Annotated in this window: 9 protein-coding genes; 8 read left to right on the top strand and 1 reads right to left on the bottom strand. The window is 67.2% G+C overall.

What is annotated here, in order from left to right; all coding sequences use genetic code 11:
* The 5 genes from GOAMI_RS03500 to GOAMI_RS03480 all read left to right on the top strand — a co-directional run.
* Positions 1-407 (top strand): MTB12 C-terminal domain-containing protein (locus GOAMI_RS03500; protein ID WP_006435007.1); only part of this gene is annotated, 407 nt, incomplete at its 5' end.
* A gap of 43 nt (positions 408-450) precedes the next feature.
* Positions 451-1,422 carry an ABC transporter substrate-binding protein gene (locus GOAMI_RS03495; RefSeq protein ID WP_006435006.1) on the top strand — a complete coding sequence of 324 codons (972 nt, stop codon included), beginning with the start codon at positions 451-453 and terminating at the stop codon, positions 1,420-1,422.
* 493 nt (positions 1,423-1,915) lie between these two features.
* Complete coding sequence (locus GOAMI_RS03490) at positions 1,916-2,206, top strand: DUF2202 domain-containing protein (protein WP_006435005.1); 291 nt, start codon at positions 1,916-1,918, stop codon at positions 2,204-2,206.
* Between the two features lie 11 nt (positions 2,207-2,217).
* Entirely contained in the window at positions 2,218-2,916 is a 699-nt protein-coding gene (locus GOAMI_RS03485; protein ID WP_006435004.1) for a response regulator transcription factor, read from the top strand.
* Positions 2,917-2,936: 20 nt separating this feature from the next.
* Positions 2,937-4,040 carry a sensor histidine kinase gene (locus GOAMI_RS03480; protein WP_210738537.1) on the top strand — a complete coding sequence of 368 codons (1,104 nt, stop codon included), beginning with the start codon at positions 2,937-2,939 and terminating at the stop codon, positions 4,038-4,040.
* Between the two features lie 135 nt (positions 4,041-4,175).
* Here GOAMI_RS03480 and GOAMI_RS03475 read toward each other — a convergent pair whose 3' ends face one another.
* Entirely contained in the window at positions 4,176-4,805 is a 630-nt protein-coding gene (locus GOAMI_RS03475) for a DUF2202 domain-containing protein (protein ID WP_255219175.1), read from the bottom strand.
* Between the two features lie 451 nt (positions 4,806-5,256).
* On the opposite strand from GOAMI_RS03475, the gene GOAMI_RS03470 reads away from it, so the two are divergent.
* The 3 genes from GOAMI_RS03470 (at position 5,257) to GOAMI_RS03460 (ending at position 8,307) form a co-directional block, all read left to right on the top strand.
* Complete coding sequence (locus tag GOAMI_RS03470) at positions 5,257-7,020, top strand: aminotransferase class V-fold PLP-dependent enzyme (protein WP_006435001.1); 1,764 nt, start codon at positions 5,257-5,259, stop codon at positions 7,018-7,020.
* Positions 7,021-7,064: 44 nt separating this feature from the next.
* Positions 7,065-7,442 (top strand): carboxymuconolactone decarboxylase family protein, encoded by a 378-nt coding sequence (locus GOAMI_RS03465; RefSeq protein WP_040004542.1) that lies wholly within the window; start codon positions 7,065-7,067, stop codon positions 7,440-7,442.
* A gap of 190 nt (positions 7,443-7,632) precedes the next feature.
* The gene (locus GOAMI_RS03460) at positions 7,633-8,307 is read left to right on the top strand and encodes a PIG-L deacetylase family protein (protein WP_006434999.1); all 675 of its coding nucleotides are present in this window, start codon (positions 7,633-7,635) and stop codon (positions 8,305-8,307) included.
* The last annotated feature ends 122 nt before the right edge of the window (positions 8,308-8,429 follow it).

The following is an 8,429-nucleotide window of genomic DNA, read 5'->3' as shown; positions in this document are numbered from 1 at the left end:
CACCCGCGCCGGGCACTTCTGCCGCGCCCCCGCAGCAGCAGGCCGCCGCGGCCCCGACGGCGCTGACGCCAGGCCAGCTCAACACCAAGGTCAAGATCGTCATGAACTCTCGCGGCAACCGTGCCGCTCGCGCCGCCGAACTCCAGGGCGGCGAGCGTGCCCTGCGTCAGATCGACGCGGTCGCCCAGGCGATCACCACCTACGGAAATGTCGGCCTCAGCTACCAGATGGTCGGTCCGGTGCAGATCAGCGGCAACAAGATGACCGCCCCCCTGCAGATCAGCGTCGTCGGACGGGGCAGCCAGAACCGTGCGATGACCTGGGTGTGGAGCGGTGACAAGTGGAAGCTGTCGAACAGCAGCGTCTGCCTCATCGCCAGCTTCGTCCTGCTGCCCTGCTCGCTCTGAGACCCTCACCGTTCGTCGACACCTACTGTTCTGGAGATCTGACGTGACCTCACGACTTCGTTTCGGCGCGCTCATCACGGGTGTGCTCATGTTCGCGGGCCTGCTGGCCGGCTGTTCGAGTTCCGACGACTCGGCCGGTGGGTCGGTGCAACTGAACCTGCCCGACGGTCGGTCGGTGACCATCCCGGAGACGCCGAAGCGGATCGTGACCCTGGGCGACCAGTGGACCGACGTGGCGCTCTCGTTCGGTGTCACCCCGGTCGGCTACTACGACTACTCCAAGTCGGCGACGGGAGAACTGCAGCCGTGGTACGGCCAGAAGCTCGCCGATTCGACGTTCATCGACCCGACCAAGGGCGATGACGCGACGACCATCGCCAAGCTCGACCCGGATCTGATCTTCGCACCCGGCTTCGCCTCGAACAGCCCGGAATTCGAACAGATCGCGAAGCTCGCGCCGACGGTCAACTCCATCAGCGGCCAGGAGATCGACCCCTGGCAGGACATGGTGACGGTCATGGGCACCGTCTTGCACCAGCCGGACAAGGCGACCGAGATCATCGACGACACCAACGCGAAGGTCGCCGCCGTCGGCAAGGAGTTCCCCGGTCTCGCCGGCAAGACCTACGCGCTGGCCTTCATGTACGGAAACGACCAGCTGTCGGTTCTCGGTGACCCGAACGACGGCGCGGCGAAGCTCTTCAGCGAACTGAAGATGGAGATGGCACCGAAGCTGGTCGCCGAGTACCAGCGCACCCGCAATCCCCGCTTCGGCCTGAGCACCGAGAACATCCCGATGCTCGACGCCGACGTCCTCGTCGTCGCCACCGCGACGCCGGAGCAGGCCGAAACCCTCCGCAAGCTACCGGGTTACAAGAATCTGAAGGCCGTGAAGAACAACGCGGTCACCTTCATGTCGCAGTCGCAGATCACCGGTCTCAACGCGCCGTCGCCGAATTCGGTTCCGTACGTGCTGGACCTGCTCAAGCCGAGCTTCGCGGCCGCGACGAGCTGATCCCTCGAGCGAAATGGCCCGTCCCGCTGTGCGGGGCGGGCCGTTGTCGTCTCGCTCAGCATTCATAGCTCGAGCGTGCGATCGGAATGCTCCCTGAGGTGCTCCTCGCACCCACATAGGAACTAAACCTGGGGCACTTCATTCCAGCGTTTCCGTCACGGTCGATCCTTCCCGCCAAGCTCGCTGCTCGGCGTGTCAGGCCAACCCGGACCCACCGTTATTCAGACAGTCCCCACCTGGTCGAGCGCATACGGGCCGAAGCGCACGTCGGCTCGGGCCGTGGAGGTCGGCAGGTCACGGCGGTGATCGAAAGCAGTGACCGCGAGGCGGACGGCGACCGTACCCCGCCACCCGAGGAGAGGCCGTCCAGCACGTGAAGTCCGGTGCAGGGGCTTTCGGTCCGCAGAGGGGCACGACAAGAGAAGAGGTCTGGCGGCAAGCAGGGCGCTGATCGGGTGTTCGGACGTCGACGACAGTTCGGGATCGGTGACCGATGCCCCTGTCCGATAGCGAGCGGGCGGACCTGCTCCTGATGCGCGAGGAGGAACGGCTGGCGCGCGACTTGTACCGGCGGTCCCATCAGGCGTGGGGTGTGCCGATCTTCGGCAACATTTCCGACGGCGAGCAGCGTCATCACGACGCGATCGGGCGACTACTGAAGCGATACAGTGTGCCCGGAGTCGCCGTCGATCGACCCTCGTCGAACGCCTCGACCGATCTTTCTGTCCAGAGCGGTCCGTTGCCCGGTCCTGCGGCCCGCCGGATCTACACTCACCGGACCTGAAGAGGAGAACCGTGCCTCGTAGCGTCCTCGTCGTCGACGACGAACCCCATATCCGTCGCGTCCTGCGTGGCTATCTCGAGGCGGACGGCTACGACGTCATCGAAGCCGCGACAGGCTCGCAAGCATTGACCCTGGTGCAGTCCCGCTGTCCCGATCTGGTGCTGCTCGACATCCGCCTTCCCGACCTCGACGGTCTCGAGGTACTGCGCAGCATCCGCGGATTCTCCGACGTGTACGTCGTGCTGGTCACCGCGCGCGCCGAAGAGGTCGACAAGCTGGTGGGTCTGGCGGTCGGCGCCGACGACTACATAACCAAGCCGTTCGCACCCCGAGAAGTCGCCGCCCGCGTCCGTGCCGTCCTACGCCGCGCCCGAGGCGCCCCGGACGCACCCTCCCGAGTATCGGCCTCCGGTCTCACCGTTGATCCCGACACCAGGGAAGTGACAGTCGACGGCACACCCGTGAAACTGTCCGCGCTCGAGTTCGACCTGCTCCTGGCGATGGCACGGTCCCCCGGCCGTGTGTACTCACGCAGGCAACTACTCGAGAAAGTGTGGGGTGGAGACTTCTTCGGTGACGAGCGGGTCGTGGACGTGCACATCCGCAGCATCCGCCGGGCGATCGGCGACGACGCCGCCGACCCCCGCTTCATCGGGACCGTCCGCGGAGTCGGCTACAAGTTCGTGGCCACGGCCGGGGCCGACCGGTGAACCGCGGTCTCCGGCTCCCGATGCCGAGCTTGACGATGCGACTGTTCGCTTCCCATGTGCTGGTGGCGGTGGTCGGAGCACTGGTCACGTTCGCCGTCGTCCGTGTCGCGGCGCCGGCGGTGTTCGAAGAACGCGCCACCGGCCCCGGCAGCGGCCGCAACCGCACGAACGGGTCTTCTCCGTTACGGGAGGTCGTGGCCGATGCGGTCACGACGGCGTTGCTGCTCGGTGTGCTCGCCGGAGTGATCACCGCCGCCGCGCTGGGGCTGCTGGCGTCCCGACGCCTGCTGCGGTCGCTGAGGTCGGTGCGCTCGGGCACTCGGGCGATCGCCACCGGCGACTACCGGTACCGCATCCCGGTGCCGCCGGAGGCTGAACTTGCTGCGGTCGCCGCCGACGTCAACGATCTCGCCGTCCGCCTCGCCGACACAGAAGCCCGGCGGGTCCGGCTGCTGTCGGAGGTGGCGCATGAGATGCGCACCCCGTTGACCGTGATCGATGGCTACGCCGAGGGTGTCCTCGACGGTGTCTTCGACGCGGCAGAGCTGGTCCAGATCGAAACCGAGGTCGGCCGGTTGCGCCGGCTCGCCGATGATCTGTCCACCCTGTCCCGGGCGGAGGAAGGTCGTTTGGACCTGCACCCGGCCGACATCGATCTGTCCGACCTCGTCGTACAGGTCACCGGTCGGATGCGCCCCCAATTCGACGATGCCGGCCTGACCGTGACCGTGCACCCGCCGCCCCGGCCGGTGATGGTGTGTGCCGATGCAGACCGGATCACGCAGGTGCTGATCAATCTGCTCGGCAACGCCCTCGCCGCGACCGAGGTCGGCGGCGTGAACATCGACATCACCGCGGATCGAGACGTCGCCACGGTCACCGTCACCGATACCGGTGAGGGACTCGACCCGGACGATGTGGAACGGATCTTCGAACGCTTCTACCGGGTACCGTCCAGGCGCCGGGGCGAGCACGATCTCGGCTCCGGCATCGGCTTGACCATCAGCCGGGGTATCGCCCGCGCCCACGGCGGCGACCTGTCGGCCGACTCTCCCGGCCGCGGTCACGGAGCACGGTTCACCCTGCAGTTGCCCACTCGAAGCGACCACCCGATCCGACGCTGACACAACCCGGTCTTCCGCAACGAGGGAAACCTGCACCGGGGTTGCCCCGAGCGGACCGGCCCGCGAGCCGTACATTCCGCGACGTGCGCCGGGTGGCTGCACCCGCCAGCGGACCGATCGCCCGGAGACCGTGCATTATTCCGCGTGCTTCTGCCCTTGGCCCTGCCCGTGCTTCTGCCCCTTGCCCTGCCCGTGCTTCTGCCCTTGGCCCGGCGAGTGTCCGCCGGCCGGCTCCTCGCCGGTCAGGGCCGCCCGGAAGGCCTCCAGGTGGTGCTCGGAACCGGTGCGCAGCTTGCCGTACACGCGGTCGATCGCGTCCTCGTCACTGACCTCGATCGCGGTCGTCAACTCGGTGATGTCGGCGGCCTCGAGTTCAGCCCCGACCGCGTACGCCTGCTCGACCGAGGCCAGGCCGCGGGCGAGCCAACCGTCGTAGGCGCTCTGCAGCTGCGGGTCGGAGTAGGTTCCCGCCGCGAGCCCGGCCGACGGGTCGCTCACACCGTACCGGCCGAGCAGAGTGCCGACGGCATCGTAGTGACGCTGTTCGCTGGTGGAGATGCGCTCGAAGATCTGGGCTCCCCACTGCTGTGCGAACTGTTGGTACAGGTCTCGTGCCAGGCGTTCCTCCTCCCGCATCATCACCAGGTCGGACTGCTCCTGGGAGGACAGCGCACCCCCAGCACTCTCGTCCGGTTCCTGTGCTGACGCGACGGCCGCCCCGAATCCAGCGACTGCGATCGTCGCTCCTGCCGCGAGTGCTGTCACTGTTCTTCGCCAGTTGTTCATCACCGGCACCACCTTTCTCTCCCCACCGAGTTAACTCACCATGAGTGAAGGGACCCCGTCCCGAAGTGTGAAGCTTGTGTGAGAGCAACCCAGCGCTGGTCTTCCGGCGGCATCACCGGGCGGAAGGGCCGAGTGTCACCGCCCGCGTACGACGCCGCACCGCTCTGCCGGCCCGGGCCGGACCTGCACTCGGGGATGGGTGGACATGCTCAGCCCGGGGTTCGGGAAACCGTCGACACCCCGGCGAACGTGTCGTCGAGCGCCGGTGCCGCGGGTCGGCCGACGTCGACTGATTGGCCGCCCACTGGCGTCACCGGCCGGCGATCCAGCTCTCACGCCCGGGCCTAACGGCCCTTGTGCAGCCCCCGCCTTCGAGCGCACTGTGGCCACAGTGGGGGGCGAACACCTTGTTGGAGGAGGGAGTTTCCGTATGACGGTGGTGACCGGGAGCTCCGATACCTCAGCAGAATCGGCCCCCACCTCGCTCCTGCTCGAACGGATCAGGCGGGGAATCATCGGTGAGGGCGAGATCTTGGACGGCCCCTACGGTCGACGCCGGATCACCTACGCCGACTACACCGCCTCGGGACGGTCACTGGACTTCCTCGAGGACTTCATCCGCAGACAAGTGCTCCCGCGCTACGCCAACACTCACACCGAAAGTTCCGGCACAGGACTGCAGACCTCACTGTTGCGGCAGGACGCACGCCAACTCATTCACGACGCCGTCGGCGGCACCGAGAACGATCTGGTGATCTTCTGCGGGTCCGGAGCGACGGGGGCGGTGAACAAGCTGGTCGGAATCCTCGAACTCCGTGTCCCGTCCGGGCTGGCGGCACGCTACGGCTGGGACGAGCAGATCGCCGACTCGCCACGCCCCGTGGTGTTCGTCGGCCCCTACGAACACCATTCCAACGAGTTGCCGTGGCGTGAGTCAATCGCTGACCTGGTGGTGATCGACGAAGACGCTGACGGTCACATCGACGTGGAGCAACTCAAGCAGCAACTGATCGAGCACTCGGACCGGCCGCTGCGCATCGGTAGCTTCTCGGCCGCCTCCAATGTCACCGGCGTTCTGTCGGACACCGACCGGATCGCCGCCCTACTCCACGAGCACGACGCGTTGTCCTTCTGGGACTATGCGGCCGCCGGACCGTATGTCCCGATCCGGATGCGGGAGAGCACTCCCGGGCGCGGCGACTACAAGGATGCGATCTTCCTCTCGCCACACAAGTTCGTCGGCGGTCCCCAGACCCCGGGGGTGCTGGTGATCCGCCGCGAATTGGTGCGTAACACCGTGCCCACCGTGCCGGGTGGGGGCACGGTGGCCTTCGTGGACCCGATCGGCCACCGCTACCTCGACGATCCCGTGGCCCGGGAAGAGGGAGGCACCCCGGCGATCATCGAGTCGATCCGCGCCGGCCTGGTCTTCGCCCTCAAGGACGCCGTGGGGACCGACCTCATCGAGCAGCGAGAACGACGTCTGTGGTGCCACGCCCTGGACCGGTGGCACCGCCATCCGAGTATCGAGATTCTCGGCCCCCCTGATGCGCGACGGCTGTCCATCGTGTCCTTCCGCCTCAGATCGGGCACCGATCGTTACCTGCACCACAACTACGTCGTGGCGCTGCTCAACGATCTGTTCGGGGTCCAGGCCCGCGGTGGCTGTTCCTGTGCCGGCCCGTACGGGCATCGGCTCCTGGGCATCGACCCGCACCAGTCGCGCGCCTTCCGAGACGAGATCGCGCTGGGCTGCGAGGGCATCAAACCCGGCTGGACCCGCATCAACTTCAACTACTTCATTTCCGACACTGTGCGGGACTACCTGATCGAGGCCGTGGAGCTGCTGGCCCGGTACGGCCATCGGCTCCTCACGGACTACACCTTCAGCCCCGATACTGGCCTGTGGCACCACCGTGGAGAAGTTCGTCAGCCGCCCTTGCGGCTGACCGACCTGTTCTACGACACCGCGGGCATCCTGCACTACCCGACCGAACGCGAAACCCTCGACGAGGCCGCACTGGTCGACCACCTGCGCGAGGCCCGCACGCTGCTCGAGGCCCGCCCGGAAAAGGTCCCCGACGGCCCGACTCGTCTCCCCGCGCACTTCGAAGCGCTGCGCTGGTTCCCCCTGCCCCCGCAGTGCTTGACCTCCAGACACGAGAACCCCGGCACCGACGGCACCCCGCATTGACCACCATCAGGCCACGACAACGAACAGTGGGAGGCAGGCACAGCATGGGCTACGGCAAGGATGTCCAACAGGAACTTCGCGCACCCGCCCGGGCATTGCGCCAGGCGATCCCGCAGATCTACGAGAGCTTCGGACAACTCTACGCAGCGTCCCTGACCGCCGGGGCGCTCGACGCCAAGACCAAGGAACTGATCAGCTTGGCGATCGCTGTGAGCACGCAATGCGATGGCTGCATTGCCGCACATGCGCGTGGCGCGGCCATACAGGGCAGCACACCGCAGGAAGCGGCCGAAGCCATCGGCGTCGCGATCATGATGGCCGGTGGGCCGGCCACCGTATACGGGCCCCGCGCCTTTGCCGCGTTCAACGAATTCCACGCTGAACGGGCCTCCAGCAGCGAGAACGCCGCACCCGGACCGTAAACGATGGCATGGAACGCGTTCCCGCGATCTCTCCCACCCGAGATGACCACGATGGCCAAACACCGTAGGTCGACCTCCGGCCATCGTGCGGGGGCTGCGCCGCTGTTCGTCTGGTGCGAGCCCCACCGAACATCAGAGGGCCGACGCCACCGCCGAGGCGGCCGAGGTGTTTAGCGGCGGGGGTACGTCAGTGCTCGATGACGTCGCCGGCCGCGGGCCGGCATTGGCGGTGCTGGCCCATCCTGACGACGAAAGCTTCGGGTTGGGTGCCGTACTAGCCGCACTGACCGCAGCCGGGACCGTCGTGCGGGTGGTGTGCCTGACCTACGGTGAAGCGAGCACCCTCGGAGCCGTCGCGGACCTTGCGACCGTGCGCCGTGACGAGCTGACCGCCGCCGCCGAACGCCTGGGCGTCAGCGACATCGTGCTCCACGACTTTCCCGACGGTCATCTGCGCGAGATCGCGCCCGCTGCCCTTGACGAGGTCGTGCAAGACAACCTCGGTGATGCGGCCACGCTCGTCGTGTTCGAACCGGGCGGCGTCACCGGACACCCCGATCACCAGGCCGCGACCGCCACAGCTCATCGCGTCGCCGACCGTCATCAGCTGATGGTGCTCGAGTGGGGCGTCGCCCCCGCCGTCGCCGCGAAGCTCAACGCCGAGTTCGACACCACGTTCGTCGCCCTCGACGGCGACGGGACCGTGGACATCGCCGTCGACCGCGCCATACAGCGGGCTGCAATCAACTGTCACGAAAGCCAAGCCAGCAACAACTCGGTCCTCGCCCGCCGCCTGGAACTCGAAGGCAACGACGAACGGATCCGTCTCCGCCCTCCCGCGCGTTCCGCGGACACCACGGCCTGATGGACAGCTCATGAACCAGCATTTCGCAGCGGCCCGGATATGCCCTCGGGTGCTGCTCATGTGGACGAAGTTTTCGGCAGCTCTCGAAGAGCCGGCGACGTCATCTCGCCAGCCCTTCGAGG

It is taken from the genome of Gordonia amicalis NBRC 100051 = JCM 11271 (genome assembly GCF_000332995.1).
In the GTDB taxonomy this organism is placed as follows: domain Bacteria; phylum Actinomycetota; class Actinomycetes; order Mycobacteriales; family Mycobacteriaceae; genus Gordonia; species Gordonia amicalis.
This window is presented reverse-complemented; position numbering and strand designations above follow the sequence as displayed.

Excerpts from the sequence above, each read along its gene's own strand:
- GOAMI_RS03480 (WP_210738537.1), top strand. The coding sequence starts at position 2,937 with ATGCCGAGCTTGACGATGCGACTGTTCGCTTCCCATGTGCTGGTGGCG.
- GOAMI_RS03470 (WP_006435001.1), top strand. The coding sequence starts at position 5,257 with ATGACGGTGGTGACCGGGAGCTCCGATACCTCAGCAGAATCGGCCCCC.
- GOAMI_RS03490 (WP_006435005.1), top strand. The coding sequence starts at position 1,916 with ATGCCCCTGTCCGATAGCGAGCGGGCGGACCTGCTCCTGATGCGCGAG.
- GOAMI_RS03465 (WP_040004542.1), top strand. The coding sequence starts at position 7,065 with ATGGGCTACGGCAAGGATGTCCAACAGGAACTTCGCGCACCCGCCCGG.